Below are 18,979 nucleotides of genomic sequence, written 5' to 3' on the forward strand. Positions count from 1 at the left end.
AATGAATGAAAATTACATATAAATAATTATATATTAAGGACGTATTTTAGTTGTATGTACCGATAAATCCATGTAATAGTAAAAAAACGAAAATAATCGAAAGTAGAAGTGAAAAAAACAATGAATAAATACATTCTTTCAATAGATCAAGGCACAACTAGTTCTAGAAGTGTACTATTCGACTTAAAAGGTAATATTGCTTACTTAGAACAACAAGAGTTCGAGCAACACTTTCCTAAAGCCGGCTACGTAGAGCATAAAACAGATGATATTTGGCATTCTGTTAAACAAACGACTGAAGCGGTAATGAAGCACATTGACCCACAACAAGATAAAGTGATTGCAATTGGTATTACTAACCAACGTGAAACAACCATTGTGTGGGACAAAAAAACAGGCGAGCCTGTTTATAACGCGATTGTTTGGCAAGATAGACGTACGTCAGAGTTTTGTAATAGTTTAAAAAAAGCTGGCAAAGAAAAAATGGTTAGCAAAAAGACAGGGCTTTTAATCGACCCTTATTTTTCTGCAACAAAAATAAATTGGATTTTGGATAACTGCGAAGGCGCTAGAGAAAAGGCAGAAAATGGCGATTTAATCTTTGGTACTGTTGATACGTATCTATTGTGGAAATTAACAGGTGGAAAAGAGCACCGCACCGACGCCACAAACGCATCACGTACTATGTTGTTTAATATTCACACCCAAGAGTGGGATCCAGAATTACTTGAACTTTTCAATATACCTAAACACATGTTACCCGAGGTTATGGACTCATCTGATGACTTTGGCGTAGCAGAGCAAGCATATTTAGGTTACGAAGTTCCTATTTTAGCTATGGCCGGCGATCAACAGGCTGCACTATTTGGGCAAACATGCTTTCAACCCGGCATGGCAAAAAGTACCTATGGAACAGGGTGCTTTATGATGGTTAACACTGGCGATAAAGTCCTTGAATCTGAAAATAGGCTTTTAAGTACAGTAGCTTACAGACTAAATGGTAAACCAACCTATGCGCTTGAAGGTAGCATTTTTGTTGCAGGTGCGGCAATTCAATGGCTTAGAGACGGTTTACAGCTAATCGAAAAAGCAGATGAAACTGAATCACTTGCGTGTAATACCCCTTTAGACCACGGTATTTATATGGTACCAGCGTTTACTGGATTAGGTGCACCTTATTGGGATGCTAATGCGCGGGGCGCTATTTTTGGTTTAACCAGAGACACCGGTATTAAAGAGATTGTAACCGCTGGATTACAATCAGTCTGTTTTCAAACTAAAGATCTTCAAAAATCTATGGAGTCAGATGGGGTGCGTCCTCAGGTACTGAGAGTTGATGGCGGTATGGTAAAAAATAGCTGGCTTATGCAGTTTTTGTCTGATGTGTTAGGTGCAGAAGTTGATCGTTCTAGCATAAGTGAAACAACTGTATTAGGCGTCGCCTATTTAGCAGGTCTAAAAGCGGGTGTTTTCCCATCACTTGAGTCATTAGCTACAAACTGGAATTGCGATAAACGATTCGTACCCGATATGACTAAAGTAAAACGAGATGAATTGTATGCTGGTTGGTGTAATTCAGTCAAAAAAGTTCAAAGCGAAGATTGCTTGCAAGAATAAATGGTAAAAATTATCTGATTAAGTTTTTTAATATACGTTATTAAAAACTAAAACAGACTTAACGTTAAATATAAAATACGTATTTATGATGATGTAAACCAAATATTATAAATATTTGGGCTTGTCTGATAAATACATAGTTATGGACGGTTTTTATCACTAATAAGGAATATTAAAATGTCACCTTTCTTAGCTGAAATAGTTGGCACAGCATTACTAATTTTAATTGGTGGTGGGGTTGTTGCTAACGACATACTCAAAAAAACATTGGGCCATGGTGGCGGTTGGATGACAATCACTACAGCTTGGGCATTTGGTGTTTTTATCGGCGTTGTTGTTGCCGGCCAATACAGTGGTGCGCACCTAAACCCTGCGGTTACATTGGGTTTAGCCGTAGCAGGGTCATTCCCCTGGTCTGAGGTACCAAGCTATATTGTTGCTGAGTTTATAGGCGCTATGATCGGCGCTTCATTAGTGTATGCAATATACAAAGATCACTTTGATGCCACCGACGATCCGCTTTTGAAACGAGCAGTATTTTGTACATCTCCAGCAATACAAAACACATTTAGGAATGTACTTAGTGAAGTAATAGGCACATTTGTTTTACTCATTTGTGTATTTTATTTTTCTTCGGCTGAAATTTCCGACGGCTCTGGTGTAAAAATAGGTTTAGGATCAATTGGTGCCATTCCTGTTGCATTTGTAGTTTGGGGAATAGGGCTTTCTTTAGGTGGAACCACAGGATACGCGATAAATCCAGCTCGCGATTTAGGCCCGCGCATTGTTCATTCGTTATTACCAATAAAAGGAAAAACGGATAGTAATTGGAGTTACTCATGGGTGCCGGTAATTGGCCCATTAATAGGTGGGCTATTAGCTGCTTGGTTTCATATTTTAATTAGCTCAACGAACACTATTTAAGTTAAATACACACTAAACGCACAGACACATTATTAATACACAAACTAATTAATTATATAATCATAAAAAATAAAAAGGGCGCATAGCCCTTTTTATTTGTGTAAAGTTAAATAAAATTACCGCACGCATAATAAATAGTTTATTAGCAAAGCAAGTCATTGTTTGCATGTTAAATGTATAATGCAATGAGGTGCTAAACTAAATTCGTTTTTATTTAAAATTAATAAGGCCGACTTAATTTTATATTTTAATTTAAATTTAAAAAGCAGGGCGCTTAGATAAAAAAAAAGTAACACCACAAAAATTACGATAGCGTTGTGATGATCTCCCATCAAAAGAATTTATAGCAGGTTTACCTTATGGAGAATCCCAGACAGAACGACTTTACTGTTTTTGATGTAGATACACACATTAAATATTGGAATAGCGTTTTTAGTGAAACTGATAAGTCGCTTGAGCGTTTGATAATAAATTGATGACTAGATAAAATCTATGGGTGTAAAAGATAATAAGTTAAGGGCTGCGTAAAGATAAAGGTAGATTCGAAAAATTAAAGCTAATCTCATAAATAGAATTTGTAGAAAGAATCCTATTCGAAAATTAGTTTCAGCTTAATTACATTGTGATGTGTTTTCCCAACTAATTTAGGATAATCATAAGATCTTGTGTGATTTTTAATTTAAAAGGCTAATTATTAATACCTTAATAATTAGCTTTACTATTTATATAATGACTTTGTGAAATATAATATCACGGTTTCTTTTCCATAAAATAATTATTTAGTATCGACAAATTGTTACCTATAAAATATTTCATTCACTAAAATTTTTATCAAGTTTATCAACTAGGGTGCGAAAGTCACTAGTTAAAATTTCCTTTGAATTTGGAGCTAGCACTATTGCTTGTGAAAAATACTTATTTTTAAGTAGTCCATCACTATTTTTTTCATGTAATAGACCAATTCGGAAGTAAGTTAAAGCAAGGTTTAAGTTTGTTCCTTCAATTGAAAGCTCATCTGGGCCAATAAACTCTAATAAACGAGCTAGTGAGTTCAATGCATATAAACCGGTGGCAGTATCATTAAACAAATAAGCTTTATGGGCTTCATTAATTTCATTTTTTAAATATGAAGATGTTGAGCTATTTGCAAACACATTACTTATGGATAGGGTGAAAAATATGAAAAACGTCAATATTTTGAAAGTAGTCACTTTTTATTCCTTTAAATAATTAACAGTATTTAAAACATACAAGGTTGTATGTGATTTTACAACTTTAAATACACAACCCATAAATTACGGTACGTAATATTAAAGAAAAGGGCGAAAAGCCCTTTTTTATTAATTGGTTAGTGCTACTGTCTACATTGACAGTTTGGCATTAGTGGTACATAGGGTCGCAAGCTTCAACATACTTTAATTCATTTTCCTTGGTTCTATTATTTACATATAAATTAGTAAATAAATCACATACACCAAGTAGCTCTTGAAATTTTTCTTCACCATATTTATTTTTTAAACTTTCTATATAGGCGTCTCGAAGTTTATGTAGTTGCTCACCTTGTTCCTTTTTATGTTTTTCCATAGCAACCTCTAAGTTGTATGAAAAAGTTTCCTCTTTAGGTATGTTTTCAAAACTGTTTAAATTAGTTGATTTAGTGCGTAATTTATTTGCAAAAAATAAAGCTACCGATAATACAATAAATATTATTATAAGAATTTTTAAATTATTCATACTAACTCCCTGTGCGCTCTGAGATTTCACCAATTATATCTAAAAGTTGGTTTTGTAGGTCAGATAAATATACATCTTGTGTTTTATATTGTTCCTTAAGTGTTTTGTACATATTTTCAGATTTCCTTGCTGACCATTTGTATCGGTGAACTAGTTGAACATCGGATGGTTTAACTTTGCCCCAAGGTGTGGACATTGTGTTGTCGTGATAGGAAATTCTACAATCCGCCCACGGGCCAGTCGGAGGTAAGTAACCGCGGTGAATAATTGAGATCAATTTCTCGATTGGTTTAGATGCTTTATTTGCTTTCACGTACCGCCTTACCTGACGTTCACTAACACCTAATTCTTTAGCTCCTTTTGCATAGTCATAACCGAATAATGACAAAAATTGCAATTTAAAGTTTCCCATTGTGATTTACTCCTTTATTAAAAATCACAATGAGAACTTGATTTAGGTGTTAATCTCAGGTTCGTCATTATCTGAATTTCCGTAATTGTTTATCAAGGGCGCAAGCGCGGGTTATGTGTAACTAAATAAATGATTTACGCTGCGCTTGGTTACGACCGATGAACAGCAATGCTAAATTAATATGAATGTGCGGTCTACATGGCTGCGCCATAAAAATGCTGGCACATTTGATTGCAAAATGTATGTTTTCGCCTGGCTTTGCCATGTCGTTTTGATTGCAAAATATGCTCTGCCGGTTTATCCTGGCTGTTCATTATGATTGCAAAGGATACTAAAATGGCTATTACATACCGCCCAAATGATGAAGTTATTAATGAACTTGAACGCCTAAAGGGTAGGCTAAATATTAATACTTCGACTAAGTTAATTGATTTTTTAATACTCGAATATCAAAAAACACAAACGGAAATTAGTAATTTAAAGGCTGATAATTACCGATTGGGTAATGAACTTGATAATAAAAACGATGCTATTGATAATTTTAAACAAGCTTTCGACAATCTAATTAAATAGCCTTTTTCATGCGGCCAGTTATGACACTGCGAGCCATAAAAGGTATATAGTCAGGGTTATCAATTAAAAACTCTACCATCTGTTTTATCTCAATTTCTGAGTCATCAGGTATTCAAAGGGTTATTTTTTTTAACCCTTTTCCTTTTTGCTTTTGTTCGTACTTTTGATTTCTAGTCATAGTGTCACCAGTGACGGCATCTGATTTATGAATATTTAAACGCCAGCCTACGGTTTCAACAAGTTGAAAAGCGTAGGTTCTGGCGTTTATTCTTGTGTGTATAAATCTTGGTAAGATTCGTCAGGGATATTATTAAATATTTTACCTATTGGTTTATAACGGAAAACTGCTGCTAAAGTATCCCCTCTAAATGCCTCAATACCTAAAGTGCTTTTCTTTAAGCGATAGCCAAGCATCAACAATTCATCACGGGTGAATTTATCAAGTATCTGTTTATTTGAGTTTTCAATAACCAAAAGCAAATCAACAATACGCCCTTTATAGATTTCCTCATAAGTTATAAGTGCAGAGTTATTTTGTATGGTCTGCCTTATATTTTCATATGGGTCTGAACTATAGCGGACAGGAGTATTTTCAGATTTAGCACTTTTAGGTTTTTGCTTAACTGGGGTTTGTATTTGCTCCCTACTTTCAACTTTTGCAACGGGCCCGTTGATAGGTTCTTTAACCGGCTGCTTAACAACTTGAGAATCACCATTAAAAAAACCTACTAAGTAATAAAGAGCAAAAGCTATAACACCAATAAATATTGGTATATAAAACATGAATTGTTTTGTTTTGAATATATTTACACGGTCATCACTATAAACATCAGTATTACCCGTTGTTTGTTGGTGACTAAGGTATGAACCAAAATATTTACTATCGTAAGTGTCTGTACCAGACTTTACTTTTTTAAATACAACATCGCCTTTAGTGCCATTAATTGAACCTTGGTACATTTCCCATTTATATTTTTTATCCATGCCCAACATAGATAATTTTAAAAATGTAATTTTACGTTCAATTCGGCGTTTCCATGTAGTGTGACAATCTGCAAGAGCTTGACCCATACAGATAATATCCATACCTCTATGCCTATGCTCAGCGATAAACTGTGTCATTTCATCAGATAGTTTTTGTCGACCACTTGGGAAAAAGTTTTGTAACTCATCAAGCACAAGTAAGCTGTCATTTTCTACCAAATCGTAAACAGTGTGAACCTGCTCCTCTGTTATTTCGGTATATAAATCCTTTAGTTCATCAACTGTTTTACCAGTCAATTCACTTACTTTTTGATGGTTAAAACCATTTAAGCGAGCGTAGACTTTACGCCCTTTTTGTAAGCTTGGAATTATATGTTTAACGAGTGCTTCGTAACTTTTACCAGAGCCGGGCAAACCTTCGTGAAATATAATCATATTTTTACCACTGGAATAGAGTTAAAACTTTTCTAGTTAGACGGAAAGTGTAACCGATACCGATGATACCCAAAGCAGCATCAAAACCAGTTGCACCGAGTAAGTAACCAACATCAGCAGGAATAGCACTACTAAATTGACTAATGCCACCTGATATAAATTGCGGCGGTTCTATCATTGCAAAAATAAATCTAAAACCCTCTAACATTCGTTCAAATGTTTGCAGAACAAGCCACATTAAACCGTTTAAAATAAATAGTATTACCTCGTAACACCAATCTATAAATGCTTGCCATTGTTCGGCTAACCAATCTAGTAAATCATTCAATTGCAATTCTCCAAGCAAAGAAACCCGCAACAAGCATTAAAATTGCCCTTATATATGGCAAAATACTTTGTACTGCGCTTGAACAAAATTGGTCAATACGTACATTAAAGCTTGCTTGCATAACAGATACATTTGTTTCCCAAACTGGGCATGTACCACCAAAAGAAGTATCAAAGAAACCATCTATAGCACTAAATAAAGGTAGCTTTTGCATTTCATCAATATGCTTTTCCATGACAGTGCCAAAGTTATTTTCATCCCAATCAAATTCTGCTATTTCGGTGTAAGCATCAGGTTTTGTTTCATAATCAATTTTTGGTTTATCGCCATCATACTCTGCTATTTTTTGTAACAACTCTGTTTGACCTTGGAGCTCACCGGTTTGTTTTTTCATTTCTGTTAGTTGGGTGTTTAGAGCACCGATTATGCCATCTTCATCTATGCCATTAATTGTAGAAGTTGTTCCATCTTCACAATTAATTTGCGAATCTCCATTGGGAAGTGTGGTTGTAGTACAAGAATCACCATTTTTTACAGTTGAAGTTGAAGCGCCGCAAGTTATAGAAGCACCTTGAGATGTTTGAATTATTGAACAATCTTGACCATCTTCACCATCTTCACCATCTTCACCATCAAGGCCATCAAGGCCATCAACACCATCTATACCATCAACACCATCTATGCCATCAACACCATCTATGCCATCAACACCATCTACGCCATTAATTCCATCTATGCCATCAACGCCTTTTTCGCCTTGCTCACCTTTTTCGCCTTTTTCACCTTGCTCACCCTTTTCGCCTTTTTCACCTTGCTCACCCTTTTCGCCTTTTTCGCCTTTTTCGCCTTTTTCGCCTTTTTCGCCCTTTTCGCCATCTACACCATCGACACCATCGGTACCATTTAAGCCATTAGCACCTTTATCACCCTTTTCGCCTTTTTCGCCTTGCTCGCCCTTTTCGCCTTGTTCACCTTTTAATTCACCACTATCAACTAATTGTTGTAAATCCTCTTGTTTTAAAAAAGTTGCCTCAATGGCTGCAATTCGCTGATTATCTAAATTAGATTGTTCAGCTAAACCAAGGACCTGATTCCAGTTAATAGCAATAGAATTTTCAGGGCAATCGACAGAATAAACACCGCTAGCATTGTTAACGGTGCAATACTTATCATCTGTATCTGATGGGTCTTTAACTTGCATTCCATTTTCCTCACATTTTGCACCTGTAAAAGTACCACCACCAACAGGAGACCAAATAGTGTGTGTTTCGTTAGATGCAGTATCTATAAATGTGTTTCCAGTTACTTCGCAAGTATTGCCATAATCATCGTTAACACATTTTGGCCTATTACCGCCAGAGGTTAGATTGTTAGGAACAGTAATTGAAAAAAAAGAACTATCAAGACCAACAGAGTCAGCACAAGTATTTTCAGGTTCTACTGGCTCAGCACACATTAATTTAGAGCCTGAATAAACAGGTTCTGTAAAAGTGGGGCTTCCTTCTGGGGGGCAGGATTCACCAACTACCCATGAAACACGTACATTACCTAATGTTTTACATGAATAATTTGATTGAAGGTAGCCGACACCGCCAGATACTGATGTGGGGTAAGATGGCATAGGCGGAGGGGATTGACACATCTCACCAGAACCACCAATAGCAGAAACACATTCAGAAATTGAACCAACTTCAAAGTAATTTGGATTTTGAGGATTAGTAGCACATTCAATAAAAGGCTTGTACTGAAAAGGGTCTCTTAATTCTTGAGCCATTACCATAAAACTAAATAAAGTGAAGAACATCAAAGCAAACCAAATTTTGATTAAAGCAAATAATGTTTTAAATGGGTGTCTTATAATAAATTTTAAAAGGCGCGTTAAACGGCCAAGTGTGTTAACAGCTTTCAAAGCCGCGTACGACTGCAACCGCACAAGCAATACCGAGGAACGCATAATAAATACCCCAAATCATAATTGTTTAACTCCATTAAAAAAGCCCCGCACTTAGCATGAAACGGGGCTTACTGTGCAATTGTTTACAACAGGTAAAACTGTATTAGCGGAACCAGCCAATAACTTTGTTATAACCCCATTTTGCAACGCCTGGTAAAATCTTAACTGCTGCAATAGCTGTAATTGCTGCAACGATAGTAGTAGCGTCAACCGCTGATGTAACTGAAGTGAAATCCATAGTTATTTCCTTTTAGCTTAAAAAGTTTAATTGTCGTTTTCTGGTTTAAACCAGTTAATTACTGCACCATAACCCCATGAGACTAGGTAGCAGATTATTACCAAAGAAAAGCCGCTTACAAAAAGTGCTTGCGCCTGTTCAGTGCTAATTAGTGAAGGGTCGAAAATGCTAGACCCTAAAATAAATTGCTGGTACTCGGTCGGCTCCAACATGACAAAGCCAGTGCAATCTTCAATTGATTGTGCCGTTGGTTTAAGTTCGCCATATTCAAGCTGTACACAAGTAGCCATTTTTATTTACCTTTATTTTCTTGAGGTAAACTATGCAAACGGAAGCCTTTCCAGTCCATTTGACGTGCTACGTTAGCACCTTCGTAATATTCAATATTGAGCAAAACAGGCTTTAAGCCCCAGCCGTTAGGGTCAGATTGCAAGTTTTCCAAATGCTGATAAGTACCATCGTTAAATTGGTCAGCAGATACCTTCACAGATAGAATCTGAGCGGGGTTTTTAGTATGCAGCTTGAATTCGCCAGTAGTAGGCAGGGAAGCGCCTTTATCATCTGTGCGGTTAACTTTTACTAGGTCTGTAATAGCGCCTTCAATATTCATAATTTCTCCAATTTGGTTTAGTTTTATTAATAGTTACAGTTAATGACACAAGTCCAAGCTCGCGACTTCGTCGCTCGAAATGTTGCCAGCCAGAGCTTCGTAATCCATGAATAAGCACATGTTTTGATAATCCTCAAGAACGCACGCTTCAAGGAACTGCATATCTTCATCACTAGGTGCGAATAAGCGGCCGTCATCGTGCCAACCTTGTATTTGTTCAGACACACCGCACATGATTTTACGTTGCGATTTAATATCTTTTTCAGTGAGTATCTGGGTAGTACCGCGTCGAGTAATTACAACAACAGCATCCCAAGCAACGCCTAAAATCCGGTTAGCTGGTTGGTCGCCATATTTAGTGGCAAAGTAGGGTGATTTAGATTCACTGCGGCTAACCTCGCCAGTAATACGGTCAACAATATCGGGCAATTGGTAGTGAATGCGTAAAGTTTGGTCTTTGCGTTTAACTTGTACGCCACCCATTGCAAGGCAAAATGCTTTCCAATCTGATGAATCAGCAGCTTGGCGTACCTTCTCAAGTGCGTATTTTGAAACTGTGTCTAGTGTTGTATTCATTGCGTTTGCAACCTCACATTTGCCAGTATCACCTTGGCCTAATCGTCTAAGTTCACGCCAAAGGGTGACTGAGGGGCCACCAATTTGCTGAAAACGTCTAATATCAAACGTACTCGCCCAAGTCGATGCACGTTCTGCGGCATCGGCTGGAAGTATTTTCATTTCACCAGCTTGTGAACAAATCACTTTATGGATGCTGTCACCAGTTACGGCTTTAGTAATATATTTAGCAATGTAGCCAGCAGCAGAGCCTTTACTTTTATTAATCGTAATAGCCTTAAAGCGGGTGGTGCTTGTTCTAAATTCGGTTGGTGTATCTTCGGTACAAAGCTTTTTAAGAATTGCGCGAACTTGTATCGCGTCACCTTTTTCCATGAATAAAAGCATATGCCAGTGTGGGCAACCGTCATGATGAGGTTCAACAACACGGAATCCGTAAGGGCGCAAATTTTGTTTTGAGAATAGGGCGCGGGCACGTTTCCAAATTCCGTTAAAATATTCCTGTGCATCATGAGGGGTTGAACCATCATATTTATTATTTGGTCGGCCTGTATGGTGAACTGCATGATATCTACTTGGTGCTGATAGTGTGTAGAACTCACCGCGATGGCCATGCATGTCTGCTAGCTCTTCAAAACCACGAATACGAACCATTAATTCTGCCGCTTGTTGTTTACCTGATGTGTGCGAACGTTCAATAATTGATTGCAGTGTTTCGAACTCATCAAACGGGTTTGCATCGTTTGGAACAACAAATAAATCAGACATTATTTCGGCTGATTTGCGCTTACGTTCTCGGCGGTTCTGGATGGTTGGTTGTGACACATAAGCACTTGCTTTTTTATGTACGAGTCTCAAATCACGTGCTAATTGTTCGATAGTAAACGCTTGGATTTTACGTAATTTACGACGCCAGAAAATTGGGTCAGCAAAGCGGTTTAAAATACCTGTTAAAGAGTCTGCTGCAAAGTGTGTGCAATACGGTGCAACTAGTTCAGGCTCTTGAATGTCAAAGGAATTTAAGTATTTAACAAGGATATTAAATACAGATAAAGTGTGGCCGTTTTTACTTATTTTCAGCTCACAATAACGGGCTTTTTGCTCTGCAATTTCGCATAGTTCATCGTCTGAACATGATAAATTTATATGACCGTGTTTAAAATTCCCAAGGGTTAAAACGGTATCAGCAGACTTTAAACGCTTGTTTGCTTCAGCTAAATTGTTGAATTTTTCAGCCAAAAAGTAACCGGTGCTAAGCATATGTGCAAGGTTAGAATGACGTTCAAAAATACGATTTCGCCATGATTCAAAGTCAAAAAAACGTTCTTTCATTGGTTTAGAAAGGTTTGCAAAAACGTCTTTTGCAGTGCATGCAGGTCGTAAATTTGCCGTTAAATTGATTGCTGTATTTAGCGGGAAAACTTGAGCGTATTGGGCGTTAGATAATGAGTTCATTTTAAACCTCATCATCTGAATAAACAGTTTTGTTAATTTGATACTTTGCTACTTGAAATAAAATTTCACATAGAATACCAAGAGAAAAAACAAAAATAGATGACCACATAAGCGCGGTATGCTGAATAAGTAAGGAAACTTGAAATACGACTAATGAAACTAAAATTTGAATGATATTAAATAATTTTAAAGTTGAGCTCATATCCGTATTTACCTGTTAAACTGACAAACTGTCACGTTGGACTCTTTTTTGGAGTCTAGCGGTCATATGTGACTTTTGTCAAACTTTTTAATTATCAAGTTTGACAGTTATAATGAAATACAGAGGAGATTGTTATGAATTTTAGTTACGAACTAATTGAAAAATATAAAGAATCCAAAGGTTATACTCAGGACAAACAAGTTATTTCTGATTTTGAGGAATTTAACTCAGGAAACATGAGTAAAATTAAAAAAGGCGAAAGGCATATTACAGCTAATCAGTGTATAGCAATGGCTAATGCTATAGGTATGGATCAAAAGGAAGCCTTACTTAAACTTGCTATAGAAAAGTCAAAGTCTAAGGAAGAAGGTAAAATCTGGTCTGAAATTGTAAAAAAGATTAGTGCAGCATGTGTAGCGCTAACGCTAGTTGCAGGACTAGCAAATGCACCAACTGAGGACGCATTTGCGTAATAGCGATAACCCATAAATTACGTTATGTTAAATTGAATGATTTATTAGAAAGCGAGCGTGATTATACAAACCAGCCCGCTTTTAGGAGAGTAATTAGGTGTTAATTTAGCTCAGAATCTACCCAAAATTTAGTGCCTTTTAGTACTGCTTGAAGTGCAAGGCCATTTTCGGTTAAAGAATATACGGTAACTTGGTCGGCAATGGCTTCTGCAACCAGTGCTCCACCTTTATCTTCGTATTTTGCTGCTGCATCTGCGTTTCCGCCAAAGGCCCAACCGTGTTCAATAAATCTATTTACTGCCGCTTGGTTATGAAAAACCATAACAACGTTAAAATCTTTAACGCCTAAACCAAGCCCTAAACCGGCTTCACCCATATTCATGTAGGTTGATTTACCCGTTAAGTTATTTTTTACTACACCGTACCCGCCACCAAAACTAGCTAAAACTACATTTACGTTTGCGTTATCAAATACGGCGTAACCGGCAGAATTGGCAATTTGTTTTTTAACATCGGGTTTTTGTGCGTATAATTTGTCGAGGGTATTGTTTTTCATGCTTTGAACTAAAGCACGTTTTTCGCTAGGTGAAGCACTACCTGTAGTAGCACAACCTGTTAGTAATACACTTATTGTAAGTAGGGCTAACACTATAAATTTTTTCATAAAACTTTCCTTAATAAGATTCATACCAATACACAACAATGTTTAAATAAATATACTTTTACTATGTCCAATACTAGACAGTATCGGACTTTAGCGTTAAGCTGTAAGTCTATTATTTTATTGAATATTTATACATTATGCTTGTTGCTTTAGTTGATACGTTAAAACAATTAAGATACCAAATTGCTCATCTTGACGACGGTACTCTAAACTCAGAATACCCAGAACTTGCATCCTTTATACAGCAAGTTGGCTTGACTGTAACTGAATCAAAGGACGATCTTAAATTTTTATACCAATTTTTATATGTGTACGGCCGAAAATCTGAGGCAACATTTAATCGTTTTCGTAATGAGCTTGAACGATTTTATTTGTGGTCTTGGCTAATTGCCGAAAAATCTGTATTTAGTTTAAAGCGCGAAGACATTGAAGAGTATGTTGATTTTATGGCTGAGCCAGATAAAAAATGGGCTTCAACTTCGGTGCAATGGCGTTACAAAGATGAACAAGGTATTCGTCGATTAAATCAAAATTGGCGCCCTTTTATATTAAAAGAGTCAATTGCGAGCCAGCAAACATTAGCGGCTATGTTTACTGCGCTAAATGTATTTTATAAGTTTTCTATTTTAGAAGAAAAAACGTTTGCTAACTTTGTGCCTGTAGTGAAAAAAAATAGCCCCTATTTGGTAGTTCAATCTCAAATTCAGATCCCAGACACCTTAAGTGACATACAATGGGAATATGTATTTGGCGTAACACGCGATTTATGTGAAAAAAAACCAGAGCTTGAACGTAACCTATTTACGCTCGCGTGTTTAAAAGGGCTATATTTACGTATATCAGAATTATCAGAGCGCCCGCAGTGGTCGCCAGTTATGTCACACTTTTGGCAAGATAATGACGGCTTTTGGTTTTTACGTATTATGGGCAAAGGTAACAAGCTGCGAGATGTTACGTTAAGTGATGATTTTGTTGAGTATTTAAAACGTTACCGATTATACAGAGGGTTACCCGCCCTACCACGCGTTGATGAATCTGAGCCATTGGTGCATAAAATTCGTGGCCAAGGTGGGATGACGGTTAGGCAAATTAGGCGTTTAGTGCAGCAAAGTTTTGATTTAGCTCAGCAATCGTTACTTGATGACGGGTTTAAAGATGATGCAGAACAACTTGAAGCAGCCACTGCCCATTGGCTTCGTCACACGGGTGCAACACATGATGCGCAAACTCGACCGCTAAAACATTTATCGGAAGATTTAGGCCATTCTAAAATTGCGACAACCGATCAAATTTACATTCAAACAAATATTAAAGAGCGAGCAAAATCAGGCGTTAAAAGGAAAATTTAATGGAATACTTAGTAATAGCATTTATTGGTTTTTTATTTTTAGTTTATTCAATTTCAATAAGGCAGTTAGAGCGCACAGAAATAACAGGCCCTATGTTTTTTGTTATTGGCGGCATGTTTTTGGCGTTTTTACTTCCTAATGAAGGCGAAAAATTAAAAACAGGAATAGATTATTTATTACCACTGATAGAGCTAACGCTAAGTATATTTTTATTTTCTGATGCGGCTAAATCTAAGTTAGGTGTATTGAGGCATAGTTTTCAATACCCTAGCCTATTACTATTCGTTGCCCTACCCTTAACTTTATTGTGCGGTATTGGTGTTAGCTTATTTTTATTTGCAGAGTTGTCGTTAATTCAATCGGCACTGCTGGCAATTATACTTACACCAACCGATGCCGCTTTGAGTAAAGGGTTATTGCAAAGTACACAAGTGCCCGAAAAAATTAGAGAAGGTATAAATACCGAAAGTGGATTAAACGATGGCTTATGTGTACCAGTATTTTTAATTTTTATTTTATTGGCTAAAAACCCTGACTCTGCTATTACTGCTTCACATACATTAGGTGTGTTTTCAAGAGAGCTTGGCTTAGCATTATTGATTGCTGGTTTTTCTATAGCGATATTTATTCCGGCATTAAATTTTGCAATGCAGCGCCATTACTTTGCAAAAAGCACCAGCCCATTTTTACTTTTAGGTTTTGCGATGGCGGTGTTTTCTATCACTCAATATTTTCATGGCAGCGGTTTTATAGCGGTGTTTATTGCGGGTTTGTTATTTGATAAATTTTCTAAAACTGATATTCGCGCTGAGCTAATAGAGGATTCAGAGCACATTGCTGATTTTACTTCGTTAATGATTTGGTGTTTATTTGGATTTGTTTGTGCGTATTTAGTAATTCCGAAATTAAATACAAATATAATTGTGTATGCCTTATTAAGCACAACATTAATTAGAATAATTCCGGTTATGTTATCGCTACAATTTACAGCACTTAATTGGAAGGAACGTTTTACTTTTGCATGGTTTGGGCCACGTGGTTTGGCATCTATTGTTTTTACTTTAATGGTAATAGACACGCAAATAGAAAATAAATACGATATTGCCACTATTGCAATGACCACTATTTTATTTAGCGTGTTTATACATGGTATAAGTACAAAGCCAATTGCAGATAGCTTCGTTAAAAAATCTAAATAGCGTTTATAAAAATTAGCGAATCTATTGTTTTGCTATGAACACGTTTTTTAGCTTTAAAATAAATCACTTAACTAAGCGAATTGGTATTAATAAAAAAGGCGTAACTTATTTTTAAGTTACGCCTTTTTTATTTTTAACTTTTACTAGCTAAGTACCTGAGCGAGCAACTCTATTGGGTGCTTTGGTTTAAATTGCTCAAAACGTTTTACTTGGCTGCGACACGAAAAACCGGTAGATAAAAGTTGCTCTGGTTTATTTTTATCTACTATTGGTTTCCAACTCATTTCGTACAGTGCACGGGAATTTTCTTGGTTTTGTGCTTCATGGCCATAAGTACCGGCCATGCCACAACACCCAGTATTGGTTGTATTTAGGGTTAAACCAATATCAGTAAAAATTGTTTTCCATACGCTTGCCGCTTTTGGTAAAGCGGTTGTTTCTGTACAGTGGCTTAGTAATGTAAATTCAGTATCGGTTTTTTGTTTAGCCGATAATGATTTAAACGATTGAGTTTGTAACCATTCATGGGCAAGTTGTACATGAAACTCGCCGCGATTATTTTCTAAAATGGTTTTGTATTCATCGCGATAACACATAACTAACGATGCATCTAAACCAACCAAAGGCGAATTAATATCTGCGAGTTTATTTAAAAATTCTGCGCCATTTTTTGCGGTTACTTTAAACTCATGCAAAAACCCTTTTACGTGTTGGGCTTTACCATTAGGTTTAAACGGTAATAGCATCGGCTTTTTACCCAGCGTGGTGATAAGTGTTATAAAACTTTGCACTAACTCGGCTTCGTAAAAGCTGGTAAACGGGTCTTGCACTATTAGCACATAGTCATTTTGTTCATCGCTTGAAAGTGAATTTAATAATTCAAAATCAAATTTATGTGCTTTTGCTACGCGTTTTTCGAGTGAAGGCACACTTAATTGGGGTGTATCTACATACCCTACTGTTTTTTTAATTAAACTACTTACTAAGTTTGTTTTAACAATTGGGTTGATCACACGTGCAAATTTAGACATTACAGGCGCCGAACTTTCAATGTTAGCGACTAAATAATCTTTAAGTGGGCGCGCGTAATAACTGTGATAATAATTTAAAAAGCGTGCTCTAAAAGTAGGTACATCCACTTTAATTGGGCAAGATGTTGTACACGCTTTACACGCTAAACATTCATCCATTGACTCTTTTACTTCGTGAGAAAAATCGTAAACACCTTTGTTTTTTTCACGGCTATGAACAAAACGCTCCCACCAGGTAATAACTTCGCCTTTGTTAAGCTCTTTTTCTACTTCGAGCAAATCTACATTTTTAGACTCTTGAAGTCGTAACCATTCTCGCATTAATGTTGCGCGGCCTTTTGGCGAATGCCTGCGATCGCCGGTTACTTTATATGAAGGACACATGGGAGAATTTTCGTCGTAGTTAAAACAAATGCCGTTACCATTACAGGTCATTGCATTGTTAAAACTTGTTTTTACATCGATAGAAATTTGCTTATCGAAGTACGAACGTTTTTGCCCATCTACACTAACTAGTGGGTCCTCACTTTCTATGGGAGTACATATTTTACCAGGGTTTATTCTATTATTAGGGTCGAACGCTGTTTTTATTTTACGTAGTTGTTTAAATAAATGCTCGCCAAAAAACTCAGGGCCGTATTCACTTCGGTAACCTTTACCATGTTCGCCCCACATTAAGCCGCCGTATTTAGCGGTGAGTTTTACAACTTCGTCTGAAATTTTACGAAGCAGTTTTTCTTGTTCAGGGTCGCACATATCTAGCGCCGGGCGTACATGTAAAACACCCGCATCAACATGGCCGAACATACCGTATTGTAAATTATGGCTATCGAGTAATGCTCTAAATTCTACAATGTAGTCGGCTAAGTTTTCTGGCGGTACGGCGGTATCTTCAGCAAAGGCCAATGGCTTTTGGCTGCCTTTGACATTACCGAGTAATCCGACAGATTTTTTACGCATTGCATAAATTTTTAAAATGTCACTTTTACTGCTGGTTAATTGATAGCCAATAACACCATTGGTTTGATTTGCTACGCATTCATCTAATAATGTGCAAAGTGTGTTTACTTTGTCTTTTATATCTTCAGGTGATACTGCATTAAACTCAACCATGTTGAGTCCTTGCATATCTTTATTTGGTACATCGGTTATTAAGTCCGATACTGAATGCCAAATAATATCTTCGCGAGCCAGGTTTAATACTTTGCTATCGACTGTTTCTACTGATGTTGCACGCGCATCCACTAAAAAGGGAGAGTGGCGAAGTGCCGAATCAAAACTGTCGTATTTAATATTTATCAGTGTTTTAAATTCGGCTATGGGAGTTAGGTTTAATTTAGCTTCAGTAACTATACCAAGCGAGCCTTCTGAACCGGTAATTAGCCTACTCATATCAAAAGTTTGTAAGTCATCACTTAGCACATGTTCTAGGTCGTAGCCTGTTAAAAAGCGATTTAAGCGTGGAAATTTTTCTAAAATAGCTTGGCGCTCATTTAAAGAAATTTCCAATACTGTTTTGTAAAGGCTACCGATTAATGATTCTTGCTCGGCTATTACTTTAGCTTTTTCTATGTCTATTGGTGATGTCACCATTGGGCTGCCATCGACTAAATAGGTAGTAAGTCCTAAAACATGGTCGCTAGTTTTACCGTACACTAATGAACCTTGACCTGATGCATCAGTACTGATCATTCCGCCAATAGTTGCTCGGTTACTGGTTGATAAGTCGGGTGAGAAGAAAAAGCCGTACGGTTTTAAAAAGTCGTTTAATTGATCTTTAATTACACCTGTTTGTACTCTAACCCAACCTTCTTCAACGTTAATTTCGAGTATTTCCCGCATGTAGCGAGACAAATCAACCACTATTCCTGGTGTGAGTGATTGCCCATTAGTACCTGTACCACCACCACGTGGGCCAAAAGTAAGCGACAAAAATGGGTCGCGAGATGCTGTTTGCAATGCCAGTTGAATGTCTTTTTCGGTTTTAGGAAAAATAACACCTTGTGGGATTTGCTGATAAATACTGTTATCAGTAGAGGCGGTTAAACGCGTTGCATAGCTTGCATCGGTGTCTCCACTAAATCCCTGATTTTTAAGTGTACTTAAGTAGTTTGCGACAAGCTCTGTCGCTGCATCTTGCTGTGTAATTGTTGCTATCATGACGGCGATAATTTAAGGCATTTGTGTAATTATATCATGGTGATGGCTAATAGAAATTGAA

19 protein-coding genes are annotated in these 18,979 nt (G+C 36.8%); 6 read left to right on the forward strand and 13 right to left on the reverse strand.

The window, feature by feature from the left end:
• The first annotated feature begins 120 nt into the window (after positions 1 to 120).
• Together glpK and VOI46_RS18795 are read left to right on the forward strand one after the other, a co-directional pair.
• Positions 121 to 1,617 carry a glycerol kinase GlpK gene (gene glpK, locus VOI46_RS18790; RefSeq protein ID WP_004586313.1) on the forward strand — a complete coding sequence of 499 codons (1,497 nt, stop codon included), beginning with the start codon at positions 121 to 123 and terminating at the stop codon, positions 1,615 to 1,617.
• A 177-nt stretch (positions 1,618 to 1,794) separates the two neighbouring features.
• Positions 1,795 to 2,541 (forward strand): MIP/aquaporin family protein, encoded by a 747-nt coding sequence (locus tag VOI46_RS18795; RefSeq protein WP_004586312.1) that lies wholly within the window; start codon positions 1,795 to 1,797, stop codon positions 2,539 to 2,541.
• 812 nt (positions 2,542 to 3,353) lie between these two features.
• Here the strand turns inward: VOI46_RS18795 and VOI46_RS18800 are convergent.
• The 4 genes from VOI46_RS18800 to VOI46_RS18815 all read right to left on the reverse strand — a co-directional run bounded on the left by VOI46_RS18800 (position 3,354) and on the right by VOI46_RS18815 (position 4,952).
• Positions 3,354 to 3,752: a hypothetical protein gene (locus VOI46_RS18800; RefSeq protein WP_128081036.1), complete on the reverse strand. Its 399-nt coding sequence runs from the start codon at positions 3,750 to 3,752 to the stop codon at positions 3,354 to 3,356.
• Positions 3,753 to 3,921: 169 nt separating this feature from the next.
• The gene (locus VOI46_RS18805; RefSeq protein WP_029772036.1) at positions 3,922 to 4,275 is read right to left on the reverse strand and encodes a hypothetical protein; all 354 of its coding nucleotides are present in this window, start codon (positions 4,273 to 4,275) and stop codon (positions 3,922 to 3,924) included.
• A 1-nt stretch (position 4,276) separates the two neighbouring features.
• On the reverse strand, positions 4,277 to 4,687 hold the full coding sequence (locus VOI46_RS18810) for a hypothetical protein (RefSeq protein WP_085065403.1): 411 nt from the start codon (positions 4,685 to 4,687) through the stop codon (positions 4,277 to 4,279).
• A gap of 121 nt (positions 4,688 to 4,808) precedes the next feature.
• The gene (locus VOI46_RS18815; RefSeq protein WP_324738277.1) at positions 4,809 to 4,952 is read right to left on the reverse strand and encodes a hypothetical protein; all 144 of its coding nucleotides are present in this window, start codon (positions 4,950 to 4,952) and stop codon (positions 4,809 to 4,811) included.
• Between the two features lie 71 nt (positions 4,953 to 5,023).
• Between VOI46_RS18815 and VOI46_RS18820 the strand changes: the two genes are divergently transcribed.
• On the forward strand, positions 5,024 to 5,260 hold the full coding sequence (locus VOI46_RS18820) for a hypothetical protein (protein WP_324738278.1): 237 nt from the start codon (positions 5,024 to 5,026) through the stop codon (positions 5,258 to 5,260).
• Positions 5,261 to 5,524: 264 nt separating this feature from the next.
• On the opposite strand, the gene VOI46_RS18825 is transcribed toward VOI46_RS18820, so the two are convergent.
• The 7 genes from VOI46_RS18825 to VOI46_RS18855 form a co-directional block, all read right to left on the reverse strand.
• Positions 5,525 to 6,679 (reverse strand): zonular occludens toxin domain-containing protein, encoded by a 1,155-nt coding sequence (locus VOI46_RS18825; RefSeq protein ID WP_324738279.1) that lies wholly within the window; start codon positions 6,677 to 6,679, stop codon positions 5,525 to 5,527.
• A gap of 4 nt (positions 6,680 to 6,683) precedes the next feature.
• Complete coding sequence (locus tag VOI46_RS18830) at positions 6,684 to 7,007, reverse strand: hypothetical protein (protein WP_138611579.1); 324 nt, start codon at positions 7,005 to 7,007, stop codon at positions 6,684 to 6,686.
• Positions 7,000 to 8,961: a hypothetical protein gene (locus VOI46_RS18835; RefSeq protein WP_324738280.1), complete on the reverse strand. Its 1,962-nt coding sequence runs from the start codon at positions 8,959 to 8,961 to the stop codon at positions 7,000 to 7,002. Before VOI46_RS18835 ends, VOI46_RS18830 begins: the two co-directional genes overlap by 8 nt.
• Before the next feature lie 103 nt (positions 8,962 to 9,064).
• Positions 9,065 to 9,199 carry a hypothetical protein gene (locus tag VOI46_RS18840; protein ID WP_262974659.1) on the reverse strand — a complete coding sequence of 45 codons (135 nt, stop codon included), beginning with the start codon at positions 9,197 to 9,199 and terminating at the stop codon, positions 9,065 to 9,067.
• Positions 9,200 to 9,225: 26 nt separating this feature from the next.
• Positions 9,226 to 9,489: a hypothetical protein gene (locus VOI46_RS18845; RefSeq protein WP_029771876.1), complete on the reverse strand. Its 264-nt coding sequence runs from the start codon at positions 9,487 to 9,489 to the stop codon at positions 9,226 to 9,228.
• A gap of 2 nt (positions 9,490 to 9,491) precedes the next feature.
• Positions 9,492 to 9,809, reverse strand: a complete 318-nt coding sequence (locus tag VOI46_RS18850) for a hypothetical protein (protein ID WP_324738282.1) — start codon at positions 9,807 to 9,809, stop codon at positions 9,492 to 9,494.
• A 39-nt stretch (positions 9,810 to 9,848) separates the two neighbouring features.
• A complete protein-coding gene (locus VOI46_RS18855) occupies positions 9,849 to 11,840 on the reverse strand; it encodes a replication endonuclease (RefSeq protein ID WP_324738283.1) in 1,992 nt (663 codons plus the stop codon).
• A 336-nt stretch (positions 11,841 to 12,176) separates the two neighbouring features.
• Here VOI46_RS18855 and VOI46_RS18860 point away from each other — a divergent pair, with 336 nt between their 5' ends.
• Positions 12,177 to 12,515, forward strand: a complete 339-nt coding sequence (locus VOI46_RS18860; protein WP_029771881.1) for a DUF3693 domain-containing protein — start codon at positions 12,177 to 12,179, stop codon at positions 12,513 to 12,515.
• Between the two features lie 100 nt (positions 12,516 to 12,615).
• Here the strand turns inward: VOI46_RS18860 and VOI46_RS18865 are convergent, their stop codons facing one another.
• Positions 12,616 to 13,179: a YSC84-related protein gene (locus tag VOI46_RS18865; protein WP_004586310.1), complete on the reverse strand. Its 564-nt coding sequence runs from the start codon at positions 13,177 to 13,179 to the stop codon at positions 12,616 to 12,618.
• A gap of 137 nt (positions 13,180 to 13,316) precedes the next feature.
• Here VOI46_RS18865 and VOI46_RS18870 point away from each other — a divergent pair, with 137 nt between their 5' ends.
• Positions 13,317 to 14,528: a tyrosine-type recombinase/integrase gene (locus tag VOI46_RS18870; protein ID WP_004586309.1), complete on the forward strand. Its 1,212-nt coding sequence runs from the start codon at positions 13,317 to 13,319 to the stop codon at positions 14,526 to 14,528.
• The gene (locus VOI46_RS18875) at positions 14,528 to 15,727 is read left to right on the forward strand and encodes a cation:proton antiporter (RefSeq protein ID WP_004586308.1); all 1,200 of its coding nucleotides are present in this window, start codon (positions 14,528 to 14,530) and stop codon (positions 15,725 to 15,727) included. Before VOI46_RS18870 ends, VOI46_RS18875 begins: the two co-directional genes overlap by 1 nt.
• Positions 15,728 to 15,870: 143 nt before the next feature.
• On the opposite strand, the gene VOI46_RS18880 is transcribed toward VOI46_RS18875, so the two are convergent.
• The gene (locus tag VOI46_RS18880; protein WP_004586307.1) at positions 15,871 to 18,918 is read right to left on the reverse strand and encodes an FAD-binding and (Fe-S)-binding domain-containing protein; all 3,048 of its coding nucleotides are present in this window, start codon (positions 18,916 to 18,918) and stop codon (positions 15,871 to 15,873) included.
• Positions 18,919 to 18,979: the final 61 nt, after the last annotated feature.

The organism is Pseudoalteromonas sp. CuT4-3, assembly GCF_035666335.1.
GTDB lineage: Bacteria > Pseudomonadota > Gammaproteobacteria > Enterobacterales > Alteromonadaceae > Pseudoalteromonas > Pseudoalteromonas atlantica.

Coding starts and splice junctions, on each gene's coding strand:
- VOI46_RS18850 (WP_324738282.1), bottom strand. CDS start 9,809: ATGAATATTGAAGGCGCTATTACAGACCTAGTAAAAGTTAACCGCACA.
- VOI46_RS18805 (WP_029772036.1), bottom strand. CDS start 4,275: ATGAATAATTTAAAAATTCTTATAATAATATTTATTGTATTATCGGTA.
- VOI46_RS18855 (WP_324738283.1), bottom strand. CDS start 11,840: ATGAACTCATTATCTAACGCCCAATACGCTCAAGTTTTCCCGCTAAAT.
- VOI46_RS18860 (WP_029771881.1), top strand. CDS start 12,177: ATGAATTTTAGTTACGAACTAATTGAAAAATATAAAGAATCCAAAGGT.
- VOI46_RS18815 (WP_324738277.1), bottom strand. CDS start 4,952: ATGGCAAAGCCAGGCGAAAACATACATTTTGCAATCAAATGTGCCAGC.
- VOI46_RS18840 (WP_262974659.1), bottom strand. CDS start 9,199: ATGGATTTCACTTCAGTTACATCAGCGGTTGACGCTACTACTATCGTT.
- VOI46_RS18880 (WP_004586307.1), bottom strand. CDS start 18,918: ATGATAGCAACAATTACACAGCAAGATGCAGCGACAGAGCTTGTCGCA.
- VOI46_RS18835 (WP_324738280.1), bottom strand. CDS start 8,961: ATGCGTTCCTCGGTATTGCTTGTGCGGTTGCAGTCGTACGCGGCTTTG.
- VOI46_RS18875 (WP_004586308.1), top strand. CDS start 14,528: ATGGAATACTTAGTAATAGCATTTATTGGTTTTTTATTTTTAGTTTAT.
- VOI46_RS18845 (WP_029771876.1), bottom strand. CDS start 9,489: ATGGCTACTTGTGTACAGCTTGAATATGGCGAACTTAAACCAACGGCA.
- VOI46_RS18825 (WP_324738279.1), bottom strand. CDS start 6,679: ATGATTATATTTCACGAAGGTTTGCCCGGCTCTGGTAAAAGTTACGAA.
- VOI46_RS18870 (WP_004586309.1), top strand. CDS start 13,317: ATGCTTGTTGCTTTAGTTGATACGTTAAAACAATTAAGATACCAAATT.
- VOI46_RS18810 (WP_085065403.1), bottom strand. CDS start 4,687: ATGGGAAACTTTAAATTGCAATTTTTGTCATTATTCGGTTATGACTAT.
- VOI46_RS18795 (WP_004586312.1), top strand. CDS start 1,795: ATGTCACCTTTCTTAGCTGAAATAGTTGGCACAGCATTACTAATTTTA.
- glpK (WP_004586313.1), top strand. CDS start 121: ATGAATAAATACATTCTTTCAATAGATCAAGGCACAACTAGTTCTAGA.
- VOI46_RS18820 (WP_324738278.1), top strand. CDS start 5,024: ATGGCTATTACATACCGCCCAAATGATGAAGTTATTAATGAACTTGAA.
- VOI46_RS18865 (WP_004586310.1), bottom strand. CDS start 13,179: ATGAAAAAATTTATAGTGTTAGCCCTACTTACAATAAGTGTATTACTA.